General features: G+C 63.5%; 13 protein-coding genes. 5 read left to right on the forward strand and 8 right to left on the reverse strand.

Annotated elements, in window-relative coordinates; genetic code table 11:
- Positions 1-26: 26 nt before the first annotated feature.
- The 4 genes from M1P90_RS15020 (at position 27) to M1P90_RS15035 (ending at position 4,582) form a co-directional block, all read left to right on the forward strand.
- Positions 27-1,583, forward strand: coding sequence for a sugar ABC transporter ATP-binding protein (locus M1P90_RS15020; protein ID WP_483703563.1), 1,557 nt, complete (start codon positions 27-29; stop codon positions 1,581-1,583).
- Complete coding sequence (locus M1P90_RS15025) at positions 1,570-2,562, forward strand: ABC transporter permease (protein ID WP_483703565.1); 993 nt, start codon at positions 1,570-1,572, stop codon at positions 2,560-2,562. The genes M1P90_RS15020 and M1P90_RS15025 overlap by 14 nt, the downstream gene beginning before the upstream one ends.
- Before the next feature lie 362 nt (positions 2,563-2,924).
- A complete protein-coding gene (locus M1P90_RS15030; protein WP_483703567.1) occupies positions 2,925-3,956 on the forward strand; it encodes an ABC transporter permease in 1,032 nt (343 codons plus the stop codon).
- A gap of 233 nt (positions 3,957-4,189) precedes the next feature.
- Complete coding sequence (locus M1P90_RS15035) at positions 4,190-4,582, forward strand: hypothetical protein (protein ID WP_483703569.1); 393 nt, start codon at positions 4,190-4,192, stop codon at positions 4,580-4,582.
- A 68-nt stretch (positions 4,583-4,650) separates the two neighbouring features.
- Here M1P90_RS15035 and M1P90_RS15040 read toward each other — a convergent pair whose 3' ends face one another.
- Positions 4,651-5,082: a hypothetical protein gene (locus M1P90_RS15040; RefSeq protein WP_483703571.1), complete on the reverse strand. Its 432-nt coding sequence runs from the start codon at positions 5,080-5,082 to the stop codon at positions 4,651-4,653.
- A gap of 445 nt (positions 5,083-5,527) precedes the next feature.
- On the opposite strand from M1P90_RS15040, the gene M1P90_RS15045 reads away from it, so the two are divergent.
- Positions 5,528-6,577, forward strand: coding sequence for a glycosyltransferase family 2 protein (locus M1P90_RS15045; RefSeq protein WP_483703573.1), 1,050 nt, complete (start codon positions 5,528-5,530; stop codon positions 6,575-6,577).
- Positions 6,578-6,689: 112 nt separating this feature from the next.
- On the opposite strand, the gene M1P90_RS15050 is transcribed toward M1P90_RS15045, so the two are convergent.
- The 7 genes from M1P90_RS15050 to M1P90_RS15080 form a co-directional block, all read right to left on the reverse strand.
- Positions 6,690-8,075: a WS/DGAT/MGAT family O-acyltransferase gene (locus M1P90_RS15050; protein ID WP_483703575.1), complete on the reverse strand. Its 1,386-nt coding sequence runs from the start codon at positions 8,073-8,075 to the stop codon at positions 6,690-6,692.
- Positions 8,076-8,095: 20 nt separating this feature from the next.
- On the reverse strand, positions 8,096-9,436 hold the full coding sequence (locus tag M1P90_RS15055) for a lysophospholipid acyltransferase family protein (RefSeq protein WP_483703577.1): 1,341 nt from the start codon (positions 9,434-9,436) through the stop codon (positions 8,096-8,098).
- A gap of 133 nt (positions 9,437-9,569) precedes the next feature.
- A complete protein-coding gene (locus M1P90_RS15060) occupies positions 9,570-9,959 on the reverse strand; it encodes a type II toxin-antitoxin system death-on-curing family toxin (RefSeq protein WP_483703579.1) in 390 nt (129 codons plus the stop codon).
- A 127-nt stretch (positions 9,960-10,086) separates the two neighbouring features.
- Entirely contained in the window at positions 10,087-10,302 is a 216-nt protein-coding gene (locus M1P90_RS15065; RefSeq protein ID WP_483703581.1) for a hypothetical protein, read from the reverse strand.
- Positions 10,303-10,386: 84 nt separating this feature from the next.
- Positions 10,387-11,859 carry a lysine--tRNA ligase gene (gene lysS / locus M1P90_RS15070; RefSeq protein WP_483703583.1) on the reverse strand — a complete coding sequence of 491 codons (1,473 nt, stop codon included), beginning with the start codon at positions 11,857-11,859 and terminating at the stop codon, positions 10,387-10,389.
- Between the two features lie 81 nt (positions 11,860-11,940).
- Positions 11,941-12,414: a transcription elongation factor GreA gene (gene greA / locus M1P90_RS15075; RefSeq protein WP_483703585.1), complete on the reverse strand. Its 474-nt coding sequence runs from the start codon at positions 12,412-12,414 to the stop codon at positions 11,941-11,943.
- A gap of 321 nt (positions 12,415-12,735) precedes the next feature.
- The gene (locus M1P90_RS15080) at positions 12,736-14,568 is read right to left on the reverse strand and encodes a phosphoenolpyruvate carboxykinase (GTP) (protein ID WP_483703587.1); all 1,833 of its coding nucleotides are present in this window, start codon (positions 14,566-14,568) and stop codon (positions 12,736-12,738) included.
- Positions 14,569-14,871 lie beyond the last annotated feature (303 nt).

The raw sequence follows: 14,871 nt of genomic DNA on the forward strand, positions 1-14,871 counted from the left end.
GTGTAGTCAAAAGAATGAGGTTCTCCGTGACAACAGCAGAGCCATTGCTGCGCATGGAGCAGATCTCCAAAGCTTTCCCCGGCGTCATTGCGCTGTCGGGCGCGCATCTCAGCATTGCCCCCGGCGAGGTGCACGCGCTGGTGGGCCAGAATGGCGCGGGCAAATCGACCATGATCAAAGTGCTGACGGGCGTGTACCGCCGCGACAGCGGCACGATCATGTTCGATGGCCGGGCGGTCGATTTCCACTCGCCGCAGCAAGCCCAGGCCAATGGCGTCAGCACGATCTATCAGGAAGTCAACCTGGTGCCATTCCGCTCGGTGGCCGAAAATATCTTCATGGGCCGCGAGCCGCGCCGCTGGGGCCTGATCGACTGGCGGCGCATGCATGCCGAGGCGGCCGCACTCCTGCGGCGCTTCGGGGTCGAAACCGATGTCACGCAGCCGCTGCTGAACCTCAACATCGCCGTTCAGCAGATGGTCGCAATCGCCCGCGCCGTTTCGTTCCGCAGCAAGCTGGTGGTTATGGACGAGCCAACGTCCTCGCTCGACGAGCGCGAGGTCGCCACGCTCTTTGATGTCATCCGCCAGCTCAAAGCCGATGGCGTGGCCGTGCTGTTCATCAGCCACCGCCTCGACGAGCTGTATGCGATCTGCGACCGCGTGACGATCATGCGCGACGGCCAGACCGTCGACGAGCGCCCGATCAGCGCGATCTCGCAGCTTGAACTGGTGGCGCGCATGCTTGGCAAAGAGCTGGGTGAGGTGCAGCGCAGCGGCCAGACCGGCTTCGACCTGAGCGCGCACCACGCCGCGCAAACGCTGCTGGAAGCACACGACCTGCGGCGCGGGCGCGCACTGCAAGGCGCGGATGTGAGCGTTGGCGCGGGCGAGATCGTTGGGCTGGCCGGGCTGCTGGGGGCCGGGCGCACCGAGGTGGCGCGCGCAATCTTCGGCGCCGACCCGCTCGAAGCGGGCGAGATTCGCATGGCCGGCCAGCCCGCACAGTTCCGCGCGCCCTCCGACGCCATTCGTGCCGGGATTGGCTTCTGCTCGGAAGATCGCAAGGCCGAGGGCATTATTCCCTTTATGTCGGTGCGCGAAAACCTGACGCTGGCGGCGCTGCCCACGCTGGCGCGCAGCGGCATTGTGTCGCGCGAGCGCCAGCAGCAGCTTGTCGACCGCTTCATCAAGCGGCTGGGCATCAAAACCAGCGGCCCCGAGCAAAAAGTGCGCGAGCTTTCGGGCGGCAACCAGCAGAAGGTGTTATTGGCGCGCTGGCTGTGCCTGAACCCGAAGCTGCTCATTCTCGACGAGCCAACCCGCGGCATCGACGTGGGCGCAAAAGGCGAAATTCAGTCGCTGATCAACGAGCTGGCCGGGCAGGGGCTGGGCGTGCTGATGATTTCTTCCGAGATCGAAGAACTGACCGAGGGCAGCAACCGCGTGGTGGTGCTGCGCGACGGGCGCACTGTGGCCGAGCTGCCGCACGCTGAAGCCAGCCAGGACGCGATTATGGCCGCAATGGCGCACGGCAGCGAAACGCCCAACGCCGCGCAGGGGGACGCGCATGACCAACCTTGACCAGGCTGCCAGCCCGCGCCGCCCGGCGCTGCCGGGCCGCCTGAGCAGCGCCGGGCAGACCTATGGCGCGCTCGCGGCGCTGGTGCTGCTGGTGCTCTACAACGCGCTGTTCACGCCCAACTTTCTGGCCGCGCAGACGCTCAACATCAACCTTACGCAGGTCGCCACGATCGTGATCGTCGCCACTGGCATGACGCTGGTGATCGCCACGGGCGGCATCGACCTGTCGGTTGGCTCGCTGATGGCGATCAGCGGCGCGCTGGCACCGATCATCTTTCTGGGCAAGCTCGTGCCGCTCAGCCCGCTGCTTGGCAACACACTGGCCTTTGTGGTGCCGGTGCTGGTGGCCGGGCTGTTTGGCCTGTTCAACGGCATTCTGGTCACGACCTTCCGCATCCAGCCGATTGTCGCCACGCTGGTGCTGTTTATCGCCGGTCGCGGCATTGCGCAGGTGGTGACGAACGGCAATCTGCAGGCGTTTCGCAACCCCGGCTTTCAGTACATCGGCCTGGGCCGGCCCTTCGGCATCCCGTTTCAGGCGATTCTGATGCTGCTGATCGTCGCGCTTGTGGCGTGGGTGATGCGCAGCAGCGTGTTTGGGCGCTATATTCTCGCCACCGGCGGCAACGAGGCGGCCGCGCGCCTGGCCGGCGTGCCAGTGAACCGCGTCAAGCGGCTGGTGTATGTGATCAGCGGGCTGCTGGCCGGGCTGGCCGGGCTGATTGTGATCGCGATCAACTCCTCTTCCGACGCCAACCTGGTTGGGCTGAACATGGAGCTTGATGCGATTGCGGCTGTGGCGGTTGGCGGCACCAGCGGCGGGCGGGTCACGATTGTCGGCACGCTGGTTGGCGCGCTGATCATTCAGCTCATTCGCTTCACACTGCTGGCGCAGGGCGTATCGTTTGCCGTCGCGCAAGTCATCAACGCGGTGATCATTCTGGTGGCGGTGTACATTCAGAGCCAGCGTAATGCGTGAGGGTGGCAGTCGGCAGTCGGCAGTCGGCAGTTGGCAGTCGGCAGTTGGCAGTTGGCAGTTCGCAGTTCGCAGTTGGCAGTCGGCAGTTGGCAGTTGGCAGTTGGCAGTTGACAGTTGGCACCCTTCGATACGCGGCTGCGCCGCTACTCAGGATGCCAAAATCTCTCCGTCCTCCGTGTCTCTGTGGTTTATTTCCGGTCGTCATTCGTCTGTGGTCGGTCGTCCTGAAACTTTCCAACATTCAACCTGCAACCCACCATCTCCGTGCCTCTGTGTCTCTGTGGTAAATTTTCCGCTCGGCGTTTGTCGAGCATCCCAATCGTAAATCGCAAATCGTCAATCGTAAATCCTTCGGGAAAATTATGACAACAACCACGCCAACCGATTTCCGTGGCGCAGACCAGTCGGCCCGCCGGGCGCGCATTGGCGCGCTGCTGCAACGCCAGGGCGCGCTGGTTGCGCTGGCGCTGCTGGTGCTGTTTGGCGCGCTGCGCTACGACGGCTTTCTGGGCGGCTACAACATCACCGAGGTGCTGCGCTACAACTCCATGTTCGGGCTGATCGCGCTGGGGATGACCTTTGTGATCATGACCGGCGGGATCGACCTTTCGGTGGGCGGCGTGGCGGTGCTGGCCAGCGTGCTTGCCGCGCTGCTCAGCCCCTATGGCATGCTGCCCGCCGTGCTGGTGCCCATGCTGGCCGGCCTGCTGGTGGGCCTGCTGAACGGCGCGGTGATCGCCCGGCTTGGCATCCCGCCCTTTATCACCACGCTGGCAACCCTGCTCGCCGCGCGCGGCATGGCGCTCATTCTGGCAAACAACGCCTCAGTGAGTGTCGATTCGGCGGCGGGCTTTGCCAGCATCAGCCTGGGCAGTGTGTTCAGCATACCACTGCCCGATGGCGCGTTCAGTGTCACAATTCCGCTGCTTGTCATGCTGCTCGCCTACGCGATTGGCTCGGTGGCGCTGAACTACACGCGCTTTGGCCGGCATGTCTTGGCGGTCGGCGGCAACGAAGAAGCCACACGCCTGATGGGCCTGCCGGTGGCGCGCATCAAGATTTCGGTATATGCGATCAATGGCGCGCTCGCCGCGCTGGCCGGGGTCATTCTGGCCGCGCTGACCTTCACGGGCCTGCCAACCGAGGGCATCGGCTGGGAGCTTTCGGCAATTGCGGCGGTGGTGGTGGGCGGCACGCTGCTCACTGGCGGCATGGGTTCGGTTGGCGCGACGCTGGTGGGCGTGCTGCTGCTCGGCCTGATCTTCAACATCCTCAATTTCGAGAATGGCCGCGGCCTGGTGAGCCTGAGCGCCTACTGGCAGTCGGTGATTCGCGGGCTATTCCTGCTGGTAGTAATCATTTTGCAAAATCGGCTGGCCGGCCGCCGCAAGTAGCCGCCTCAAGCGTCAATGTCAACGTTAGAATGCGGAACAGCTTCCATCCACAGATGGCACAGATTTCACAGATATGATGCCTCTCATCTGAGTCATCTGCGTAATCTGTGGATGAATTTGAGATTTTGGCGCAGCCCTGAGCCGCCTCACGCTGGCAAGCCTCCATGCAAGCTGTGATATAATGAACAAACGTGTGAGGGTAGCCAGCGTAACGCTGTGAGAGCGAGGTCGGAATGGCGATTGTGTTTCAGATCCACCGCATTCTGGGCGAAATGATCCTGCCGCTGCTGACGCTGATCGTCGCGATCTGGCTGACGGCGACGTGGAAGCCGGGCGGGCCGGCCCAGCCGGCGGCGCGCTTCTTCCCCATTCTGGTCGATATTCAGGTGCTGATCGGCCTGATCTACTACGTCTATCTGCTGGTCGGCGGCAACTCGCGCATGCTGTCGTTCCCGTTTATTCTGCACCCAATTATCGGCATTATTGCCACGGTGGTGGCGCACCGCGCCGTGAAGGGCAATGGCCTGCTGCCCAACCTGGGGCGCTGGTCACCGCTGGCGTCGCTGGCGATTCTGCTGGTGCTGGTGCTGATCAACATCATGCTTGGTATGCCAGCCCGGGCATAGGCGAATTGTTTAGAGAACTATGCACGACGCACTATGAAGCTCCATAGTGCGTCGTGCGTAATTTTTTGTCAGCCAACCCTTTCCTCGCCTCTGAAAGCACGCGAGCGCCGCGCCCGCTGCGCCAGCCAGAACAGCCCCCAGCCAATCGCCAGCCCCACGATGTCCACTGCGAGGTCGCGTCCATCGTCGAAGACCAGCCCGCGCCCCTTGCCCATCAGCTGCAAACCCTCCTGCGCCACGCCTGCGAGCGCCAGCAGGGCATAGCGCCAGGGCCGCCCACGCAGCGCCGGGAAGGTCGCCAGCGCCAGCCCACCCAGCAGCGCGAATAGCGTGGCGTGGCCGACGGCGTGCTGCGCGTCGGTGGGGAAGGCGCGCACGATCAGGTCGCCAAGCGCGTGCCAGTGTTCGCCCAGCCACTCAAACGGGAAGACGACGAAGCCCAGCAGCGCGAGCAGTGGCGCGGCCCGGCGCGAACGAAGCGAGTGCGAGAATGTGTGCATGGAATGCTCCTTTGTGACGACTGACGACCGAAAAAATCACCACAGAGACACAGCGGCACGGAGGGTTGGAAGTTCGCAGGTTGCATGTTTGATGGTTGCAGCGACGACCGACCACAGATGAAAGACGACCGGAAATAAACCACAGAGACACAGCGGCACGGAGGGTTGGGTTGCAGGTTGCATGTTGAAAAGTTGCAGGTTACCGCCAACTGCCACCTGCCGACTGCACGGCGCTCTTCGAACTCAACATTCAGCACTCAACATTCAACCCTCCCGCACAGCATAGCCCAGCCCGGCGCGCAGCGAAACGCCTCAGGCACACGTGGGCGCGCACTCAGGTGCGTGCGAGGCGCGGCGCATTGCAAAAGGCGGGTGGGTCGGGTAGAATATCGCCCCAACGAACGGCGCGCTGCGCCATTTTGCGCGGCCAGCCAGCGAGAAATGCATGAAACTGATCGTCCAGATCCCGGTGCTGAACGAAGCCGCCACGATTGCGGCCGTGATTCGCGACGTCCCGCGCGCCATCCCCGGCGTCAATAGCGTCGAGGTGCTGATCATCGACGATGGCTGCACCGACGACACGGTTGAGATCGCGCTTGCGCACGGCGCGGATTTTGTGGTGCGCCACACTGGCCGTAAGGGGCTGGCGCGTGCCTTCCAGACGGGCATCGACACGGCGCTGCGCCTGGGCGCAGATGTGATTGTGAACACCGACGGCGACCACCAGTACCCCGGCGGCGAGATCCCGCGCCTGATCGCGCCCATCCTGGCCGGCGCGGCCGATGTGGTAATTGGCGACCGGCAGGTGGGCAGCATCGAACATTTTTCGCCGCTCAAAAAAGCCTTGCAGCATGTGGGTAGCGGCGTGGTGCGCTGGGCCTCCGAAACTGATGTGCCCGACACCGTCAGCGGCTTTCGGGCGATCTCGCGCGAGGCTGCGCTGCGCCTGTTTGTCACCACCGATTTTTCCTACACCGTCGAAAACCTCATTCAGGCCGGCAAAAAGGGCCTGACCGTCACGACCGTGCCGATTGCGATCAACGTGGTTGACCGACCATCGCGCCTGCACCAGGGCAACTGGAATTTCATCAAGCGGCAGGCGTCGATCATTGCGCGCACCTACACCACCTACGAGCCGCTGAAGACCTTTTCGTACATTGCGGCGGCATTTGCGGCGTTTGGTCTGATCGCGCTGGGCCGCGCCGCGTATGTGTTCATCGGCCGGCGGCTCCAGTGGTTCGAGCAGTCGCTGTCGAACGACCAGGCGCTGCTGGTTGGCGCAATTCTGATGGTGCTGGCGGTGTTTATTTTCCTGATGGGGCTGCTGGCCGACCGCATTGGTGGCGTGCGGCGTCTCGATGAGGAACAGCTTTACCGCCTGCGCGCCCGCGAGGTTGCCGACGAGCAGTGGCGGCGCACGGTCAGCGCCCGCCTCGACGCGATCGAGCAGAAGGTCGAGAAGTCAGCCGAGGATTCGTCGGTGCTGGGGCGGTAGGAACAGGGGTTTGCAAGTTTGAAAGTTTGAAAGTTGCAGGTTTGAATGCCGACTGCTAATTCAACATTCAGCACTCAACATTCAAACCTGCACCCTTCGCCCCGTCACCCCTTCACGCTTCGGGTGGCGGTACCAGCTTCAGCAGGGTTTCGAATTCTTCGTGGAAGGCCGCGATGATCTGATCGGGGTCGGGCACCAGGCCGGCGTCGGTGGCAACGCCCAGCAGCACGCGCCCGGCGTAGCTCAGGATGCTCACGCCCAGCCCAAGCCGGCCCGACTGCGGCACCCAGAACATGATGTCACGCAGCGGCACGCCCGCCATGTAGAGCGTTTCACGCGGGCCGGGCACGTTCGTCATCACTGCGGTGGCTTTGCTGCCAAACACCGTCAGGCCCAGATCCTCCAGCCGCTCGGGCACCATCCCCAGTACATTCAGCACGCCAAAGGTCACCAGCGCCTCGGGCGAGCTTTTAATCGCTTCCATGCGCTCCTTCAGGTCGTACAAGCGATCCAGCGGGTCGTCGGCACCGATTGGCAGCGACAGAAACACCAGCCCGAAGCGATTGCCGAGCGACGGCGGCTCGTCGGCGGCGCGCAGGTTCACCGGCACAGCGGCGCGAATGTCGAGCCCGTCAACGTTCTGCCCGCGCCCCTGCAGGTAGCGCCGCAGCGCGCCCGTCACCGCCGCCAGCAGCACGTCGTTCACGGTGCCGCCCATGGCCCGCCCAACTGCCTTCACCGCATCGAGCGGCACGGGCTGCGACCAGGCGGCGCGCTTGGCGACACCCAATGGGCCTTTGAATGCTGTGCGCGGGTCTGGGCTCATCAGCACCACGCGGCTGAGCGCGGTTGCGCCGCCCGCGCCCAGGCGCACCGCCTCGGCCAGATTGCTTGGGTCGCCCAGCCACTCAAAGCCACCGCTCGCCATCCGCTCGGCCGAGCGCACTGCCGCGCCCAGCCCGCCAACCGGGTTAGGCGGCTGCGGAGCGCTTGGCGGCGCATCGGCGGCGCTGGGCCAGGGCGCGTCGGGCGTGTCGTCGGTGAGCGCCAGCAGCACGCGCACCAGCGCAATGCCGTCGGCAATGCAGTGGTGGATGCGACTGAACAGCACACAGCCCGCGCCATAGCCCTCGATCAGCGTGAACTGCCAGGGCGACTTGGTGAAATCCAGCGGCATGCTCATCATGTCGCTCACCAGCGCCTGCAGCGCCGCCTGGTCGTGTGGCGCGGGCAGCGCAATGCGGTGCAGGTGCGCGCTCAGCGTGAAGTTCGGGTCTTCTTCCCAGCGCGCGCCGCCGCTGCCTTCCACCACGCGCTGGCGAAACCGGTCGAAGCGCAGCAGGCGCTGCTCGTAGGTCGCGCGCAGGCGCTCGAAGTCGATCGGCTGGTCGAAGATCATGATGCCCGTCACCATCATCAGATTGGTCGGGTCTTCCATGCGCAGCCAGGCGTGATCGACCGGCGCAAGCGGCTCGGGGCGGCGATTATTGAACAGCATACGGGCTCCTCGTCAAGCGGCTAAAACACCGACGGGCGCGCGGCCACCTGCGTGTCGAGCAGGCTTTGCAGCTGCTCGCGCACCTGCGCCGAAAGCTCGGCCAGCACCTGCGGATTGTCGGCATCGGCGGGGCTATAGGCGCTGGTGTCAATCGGCGCGCCAAAGGTGATCGACCAGCGCGACGGCAGCGGCAGCAAGCCCACCGGGCCAAGCCACGGGAACAGCGGCGTCAGCGGAAAGAAGGGCAGGCGCAGCATTTGCGCGAGCGGGCTGGCGTCGGCCAGCACCGGGTAGGTTTCTTCCGAGCCAACCACGGCCACTGGCACAATTGGCGCGCCGGCGCGAATGGCGAAACCGACCGAGCCGTTGCGGCGAAAGCGCTGCAGTTTGTAGCGGCTGCGGAACAGCTTGCCCAGCGCGCCCACGCCCTCGGGGAAGGCGCAGACCAGCTCGCCATTACCCAGCAGGCGTTCCAGCGTTTCGGGTGTGTCGGGCGCCTGGCCGAAGGTCGCCAGCGCGGAGGTTACGCCGGGCAGGGCGCGAAACGCGGGCGGGTAGAGGCTGCGCACCACGCGCGGGCTGCTGTGCTCTTCCAGCACCGATGTGGCGATCATCATGCTGTCCCAGGGCAGCACGCCGCCGTGGTTCGCCAGCAGCAGCGCCGGGCCGGCGTCGGGCACATGGTCCAGCCCGCTGCTGGCCGCGCGCCAGTAGGTGCGGTACATAAAGGTGCTGAACGGCCGCACCAGCTCGACCAGCTCGGCGTCCATGCCGAAGTCGTCGGTGGCGTACTCGCCGCGCATGCGCCGCTGAATAATGCCAGCCGCTTCTTCGACCTGGTAGCGCAGCACCATGCTGATGCCGCGCCAGAAATCGGGGTCGAGGTAGTCGCTGCTGATGTTTTCGCGAATCATGCCAATCGCGCGCTGCACGGCCTCGGGCGCCATGCGCGGCAGGTTCTCGCGGATCAGGCGCAGCGCGCTGGCGGCCATATCGCGGGCGCGGGTGTCGGCGGCGGCGGTCTGGTTGCGCACCTCCAGCTCCAGCTCCTGCACCTCGGCGGCGATCTCGGCCAGCACATCGTCGCGCGTTTCGTTGGCGATTGGGATTTCTTCCGCCGCGTCGCCGCGTGGGTCGGCGGGCGCGGGCGCGTCGGTGGCGAGCGGCAGGGCGCTGCCAACGCCGGGCGCGCCGCCAATTGGCAGTTCTTCAGCAGCTTCGGCGGCCTGCGCCGCGTGGACGTGGCAGTAGAGCTGGCCGGGAAGCGGGTGGTTGCGGCACGGCTCGCCGCTGCGGGTGGTCGCGTGGCAGCGCGGCTCGGTGTTGCTGCCGCCAGCCAGGCCAGGCGATTCAAACTCCATTGTGTGCACCTGTTCTGTATACGGGCGCAGCGACACCATGGTCTGGCGAAGCAAAGCCCGTTGCGCGAAAAAGGGAACTCGGTGTGCGAATTCCCTCTATCCTAACACGTTTGGCGGCGCTGGCAACTGGCGATCACACAACCGCGCTCAGATGATCGCGCAACCAGCTTTCCACGCCTTCGCGGTCGAGGTCGGAATAGTTCACGGCGCGGATCAGGCGCTGAAGCTCGTCGGGGCTGGCGTCGCCCAAACTCGCGCCATTGATTTCGAGCAGGCGCAGCAGCGCCAGCAGCGCAGTGACTTCGTTTGCGCCCACGAAAGGCCGGCTTTTCAGCAGCAGAAAGGTCTGCGCGGCCGCCTTGCCCGGCAGGTCGGGGTAAAGCTCGGCGCCAAACATCACCTGGCGCGGCGCGTCGAGCGCGCTGACGAGGCGATCCTGGCTGGTGATGCCAAACCGCCCGCCATAGCGCGTGACGGCGTAGGCGTGCAAATCGAGCACATCGTCTTTGCTGAGGTAGTTCATAGTCTGTGGCCTACGTAAGGGCGAAGCATCTGCTCATATCAATTACGTCCGAATCGATCTATAGTGTGAACATATAGATCGGCGTTCCAGCAATCCCTGATTCAGATGCTTCGCCCTTACGGCAGTGTCAGATCCCGGTCAGTTCGCGGAAGATCTTGTCGTACTTATCGCTGATACCTTTGGCCCACTCGCGCAGCTGCGGGCTGGCGGGCCGGCGCAGCAGCACCTCGCGGTCGGTGAAGATCAGCTCCACGGTTTCTTCCTCGCCCAGGTTGGCGGCGCGCAGCCAGCCTTGCACCACTTCGGGCAGGTTTTCGCGCTCGATGACGAGTGAGCGGGGCATAGGCGTCTCCTCAGGTTTGAATGTTGAGTGCTGAATGTTGAGTAGCTTTTGCCAATTCAAAACTCAACACTCAGCATTCAACACTTACGGCTCGCTTTGTCGCAAGTGCGGGAACAGCACGACTTCGCGAATCGTCGACTGGTTGGTCAGCAGCATCACCACGCGATCCACGCCAATGCCCAGCCCGCCGGTTGGCGGCATGCCATACATCAGCGCGTTCAGGTAGTCGGTGTCCATCTGCTGGGCTTCGTCGTCACCGGCATCGTAGGCGCGGCCCTGATCCATGAAGCGCTGCTCCTGGTCGATCGGGTCGTTCAGCTCGGTGAAGGCGTTGCCCATCTCCATGCCCGCGATAATCGGCTCGAAGCGCTCGGTCAGTAAGGGCTGGTCGGGGCGCTTTTTCGCCAGCGGCGAGAGCGGCACCGGGTGGTCGATAATAAAGGTCGGCTGGATGAGCAGCGGCTGAATATACTCGCTAAACAGCTCATCGACCTGCTTGCCCCAGCTGGGCTTGTTGTCGACCTTCAGGCCCGCCGCGCGAATGGCTTGCTGCAGCGGTGCCAGCTCAGTAATCTCCAGAATGTCGATGCCGGTCTTTTCGAGGATCGCCTCGGGGATCGACACACGCTCCCACGACTTGCCGAAGTCGATTGTGTGACCCTGGTACTCGACCGTGGTCGTGCCATGCACCGCCTGCACGATGGCGCGGAACATATCTTCGACCAGCCGCATGATATCGTTGTAGTCGGCAAAGGCCTGGTAGCACTCCATCATGGTGAACTCGGGGTTGTGCGTGCGATCCACGCCTTCGTTCCGAAACACCTTGCTGATTTCGTACACCCGCCCCATGCCGCCGACGATCAGGCGCTTCAGGTACAGCTCCACCGCGATGCGCAGGTAAAGCTGCTGCTTGAGCTGGTTGTGGTGCGTCACAAACGGTCGCGCCGATGCGCCGCCATAGATCGGCTGCAAGGTCGGCGTTTCGACTTCCACGTAGCCGCGCTCATCGAGGAACTGCCGCATGGTGTTGATGACCCTGGCGCGCGTGCGGAAGATGTCGCGCACTTCGTCGTTGACGATCAGGTCGAGGTAGCGTTCGCGCAGGCGCGCTTCGACGTCGGTGAGGCCGTGCCACTTTTCGGGCGGCGGGTTGAGCGACTTCGCCAGCACAGCCATCTGCTCGACAAACACCGACGGCTCGCCCGTCTTGGTGCGGCGCAGCGGCCCGCTCACTTCAACAATGTCGAAGGTGTCGATGTCGTCGCGGAAGCGGGCAAACCATTCTTCGCCCAGGTCGGCGCGGCTGACCCACAGCTGGATGGTGCCGGTTTCGTCGGCAATGTGCGCGAAGGCGAGCTTGCCCATGATCCGGCGCGCGCCCATAATGCGGCCCGCCACCGTCACGCGCTCGCCGCCCTCGATCAGGGCGTCAAGTTGCTCCAGCACGGCGGCAACGGTGTGGGTACGCTGTGAGCGGGGTGGGAAGGGATCGAGCCCGGCAGCGCGCAGCCGTTCGAGCTTGGCCAGGCGCTGCTGTTGGAGTTCATTCAGTTCCATAGCGCTACGTTATGCCTAATCCGTGATGCGTGATGCGGAGCGTCTCCGATCACGGATCACGGATACGCATCACGCGGGCGGCTACTGAATTTTCACGATGGTAAGCTTCATGGTGCCCGACGGAGTGTTGACAGTGACTTTCTGGTTGCGGCGTTTACCAAGCAGCGACGAGCCCAGTGGCGACTCGTTCGAGATTTTGCCTTCGCGCGGCTTGGCTTCGGCGCTGCCAACGATCGACCAGGTTTCGTCCTCGTCCTCGCCCTCGACACGCACCGTCACCTTCGACCCAACCCGCACCTCGTTGCCATGCCCATTCTCTTCGTCGATGAGCTGAGCGCGTGACAGAATGCCTTTGATCTCGCGGATGCGCCCTTCAAGGTGCGCCTGCTGATTTTTGGCATCTTCGTATTCGCCGCTCTCGGAAATGTCGCCAAGCTCTTTGGCTGCACCAATGCGCTCGGCTACTTGCCGGCGGCCAACGGTCTGCAGTTCTTCCAGCTCGGCCTCAAGTTTCGCGCGGCCATCACGGGTCAGGTAGGCGGGTTTGTCACTCATAACTCTTTGCCTTTGTCCACTGGGGCTACGCCCTAGGCGCATACACCGCGCCTCGCGTTTAGCCAAAAAAGAACTGAGAGTCACGCTCTCAGCTCTAACCATACACAATTCCTGAAAGCTATCGTACCTTACTAAGGATTGTAACCACACGGGTGCCAAAGTGGCACCGTTAACGAAGCTGAATTATACGGTACTGCTGCGGTTTTGTAAAGAGTAGTTTTGCAAATTCCGGCAGGAATACGAACATCCGTTCAAAACGCATCCCCCGCTGCAGCGCGGGCCACAGCAGGGGATGTGCAATGCTTGGAGCGGCAGGTTTCGCTATTCGGGCGCCAGTTCCCAGTGCTCGGGCGCGCGCCACAGGCTGGAAAGGATCAGCTCGCGCATGAAGATGAACTCCTTCGGCAGCTTGTCGTAAAGCTTGCTGAACAGCTCATCGTGCAGGAGCAATTCCTGCTGCCAGATACCGCGATCCACACTCATCAGCGCGTCGAACTGCTCGCGGCTGAAGTTCATGCCCGTCCAGTCGATGTCTTCGTAGCGTGGCATCCAGCCCAGCGGGCTTTCGGTGCTGATCGCCCGGCCGCGCGCGCGCTCGACGATCCATTTCAGGATACGCATGTTCTCGCCAAAGCCCGGCCACAGGAAGTTGCCCTGCGCGTCGCGGCGGAACCAGTTGACATTGAAGATGCGCGGCGGGTTCGAGATCTGGCGACCAAAGTTCAGCCAGTGGTTGAAGTAATCGCCCATGTGGTAGCCGCAGAACGGCAGCATCGCAAAGGGGTCGCGCCGCACTTCGCCAAGCTTGCCCGCCGCCGCCGCCGTCATCTCCGAGCCCATGGTCGCCGCCGCGTAGACGCCAAACGTCCAGTTAAAGGCCTGGTAAACCAGCGGCACCGCCGTGCTGCGCCGCCCGCCGAAGATGAATGCCGAGATCGGCACACCCTTGGGGTCGTCGGCGCGGTCGTCGATCACCGGGCACTGGCTGATCGGCGCGGTGAAGCGCGCGTTGGCGTGCGCGGCCTTGCGCCCGCAGTCGGGCGTCCAGTCCTGGCCGGTCCAGTCGATCAGGTGCGCGGGCGGCTGCTTGGTCATGCCTTCCCACCACACATCGCCGTCGTCGGTTAGTGCGACGTTGGTGAAAATGCTGTTCTTGGTGATCGAGGCCATGGCGTTCGGGTTCGATTGCTCGGAGGTGCCGGGCGCAACGCCGAAGAAACCATTCTCGGGGTTGATCGCGTAGAGCTTGCCATCCGCGCCGGGCTTGATCCAGGCGATGTCGTCGCCAACGGTGGTAACTTTCCAGCCCTCGAACGACTGCGGCGGGATGAGCATGGCGAAGTTGGTTTTGCCGCACGCGCTCGGGAAGGCCGCCGCCACGTAGGTTTTCTCGCCCTTGGGCGACTCAACGCCGAGAATGAGCATGTGCTCGGCCAGCCAGCCTTCGTCGCGGGCCAGCACGCTGGCGATGCGCAGGGCGAAGCACTTCTTGCCCAGCAGCGCGTTGCCGCCATAGCCCGAGCCATAGCTCCAGATCGAGCGCTCTTCGGGGAAGTGCACAATATACTTTTCGTCACGGTTGCACGGCCACGCCACATCCTGCTGGTTCGGCTCAAGCGGCGCGCCAACCGAGTGCAAACAGGGGATAAATTCGCCATTCTCGCCCAGCACATCGTACACGGCTTTGCCCATGCGCGTCATGATGCGCATGCTGGCGGCGACGTAGGGCGAGTCGGACAGTTCGACGCCGATGTGCGCGATGTTCGAGCCAAGCGGGCCCATGCTGAAGGGCACGACATACATGGTGCGGCCGCGCATACAGCCATCGAACAGGCCAGTGAGTTTTTCCTTCATTTCGCGCGGGGCCATCCAGTTGTTGGTTGGGCCAGCGTCGCTCTTGCTCAGGCTGCAGATAAAGGTGCGATCTTCGACGCGCGCGACGTCGCTGGGGTCCGAGCGGGCCAGGAAGCTGTTTGGGCGCTTGGCCTGGTTCAGCGGGATGAGCGTGCCGGTTTCGACCATGCGGCCGCACAGGCGGTCGTACTCTTCCTGCGACCCATCACACCAGTAGACTTCTTCCGGCTTGCACAGCTCGACCATTTCTTCGACCCATGTTCGAAGACCAGCGTGGTTCACATAGGATGGAAACTCCATGGAGTGCCTCCATTAGCATTACTTGATGCTCCCGCCTGCGGCAGCTGCCAGCTACCGACCAATCATGCGGGAGGCGAGTTACAAGTGCGCCGACGCGCCTCATTGCCCATCTGTTTCGCACCCACATCACGATACCAGAACGCGGCGCGCGGGCGGTTGTGGTATCGCAACGGGCGGTGGATATTGCGCAAAACGGGGGTGCAGGTTTGAATGTTGCAGGTTGCAGGTTGCGGCGAGCGACAAAGGACGAAAGAAAATTTACCACAGAGACACAGAGACACGGAGATTTTGGTTGCAGGTTGA

Source organism: Kouleothrix sp. 19917 (assembly GCF_057073505.1).

Excerpts from the sequence above, each read along its gene's own strand:
- M1P90_RS15035 (WP_483703569.1), top strand. The coding sequence starts at position 4,190 with ATGGCGATTGTGTTTCAGATCCACCGCATTCTGGGCGAAATGATCCTG.
- M1P90_RS15045 (WP_483703573.1), top strand. The coding sequence starts at position 5,528 with ATGAAACTGATCGTCCAGATCCCGGTGCTGAACGAAGCCGCCACGATT.
- M1P90_RS15025 (WP_483703565.1), top strand. The coding sequence starts at position 1,570 with ATGACCAACCTTGACCAGGCTGCCAGCCCGCGCCGCCCGGCGCTGCCG.
- M1P90_RS15050 (WP_483703575.1), bottom strand. The coding sequence starts at position 8,075 with ATGCTGTTCAATAATCGCCGCCCCGAGCCGCTTGCGCCGGTCGATCAC.
- M1P90_RS15060 (WP_483703579.1), bottom strand. The coding sequence starts at position 9,959 with ATGAACTACCTCAGCAAAGACGATGTGCTCGATTTGCACGCCTACGCC.
- M1P90_RS15080 (WP_483703587.1), bottom strand. The coding sequence starts at position 14,568 with ATGGAGTTTCCATCCTATGTGAACCACGCTGGTCTTCGAACATGGGTC.
- M1P90_RS15040 (WP_483703571.1), bottom strand. The coding sequence starts at position 5,082 with ATGCACACATTCTCGCACTCGCTTCGTTCGCGCCGGGCCGCGCCACTG.
- lysS (WP_483703583.1), bottom strand. The coding sequence starts at position 11,859 with ATGGAACTGAATGAACTCCAACAGCAGCGCCTGGCCAAGCTCGAACGG.
- M1P90_RS15065 (WP_483703581.1), bottom strand. The coding sequence starts at position 10,302 with ATGCCCCGCTCACTCGTCATCGAGCGCGAAAACCTGCCCGAAGTGGTG.
- M1P90_RS15055 (WP_483703577.1), bottom strand. The coding sequence starts at position 9,436 with ATGGAGTTTGAATCGCCTGGCCTGGCTGGCGGCAGCAACACCGAGCCG.
- M1P90_RS15030 (WP_483703567.1), top strand. The coding sequence starts at position 2,925 with ATGACAACAACCACGCCAACCGATTTCCGTGGCGCAGACCAGTCGGCC.
- greA (WP_483703585.1), bottom strand. The coding sequence starts at position 12,414 with ATGAGTGACAAACCCGCCTACCTGACCCGTGATGGCCGCGCGAAACTT.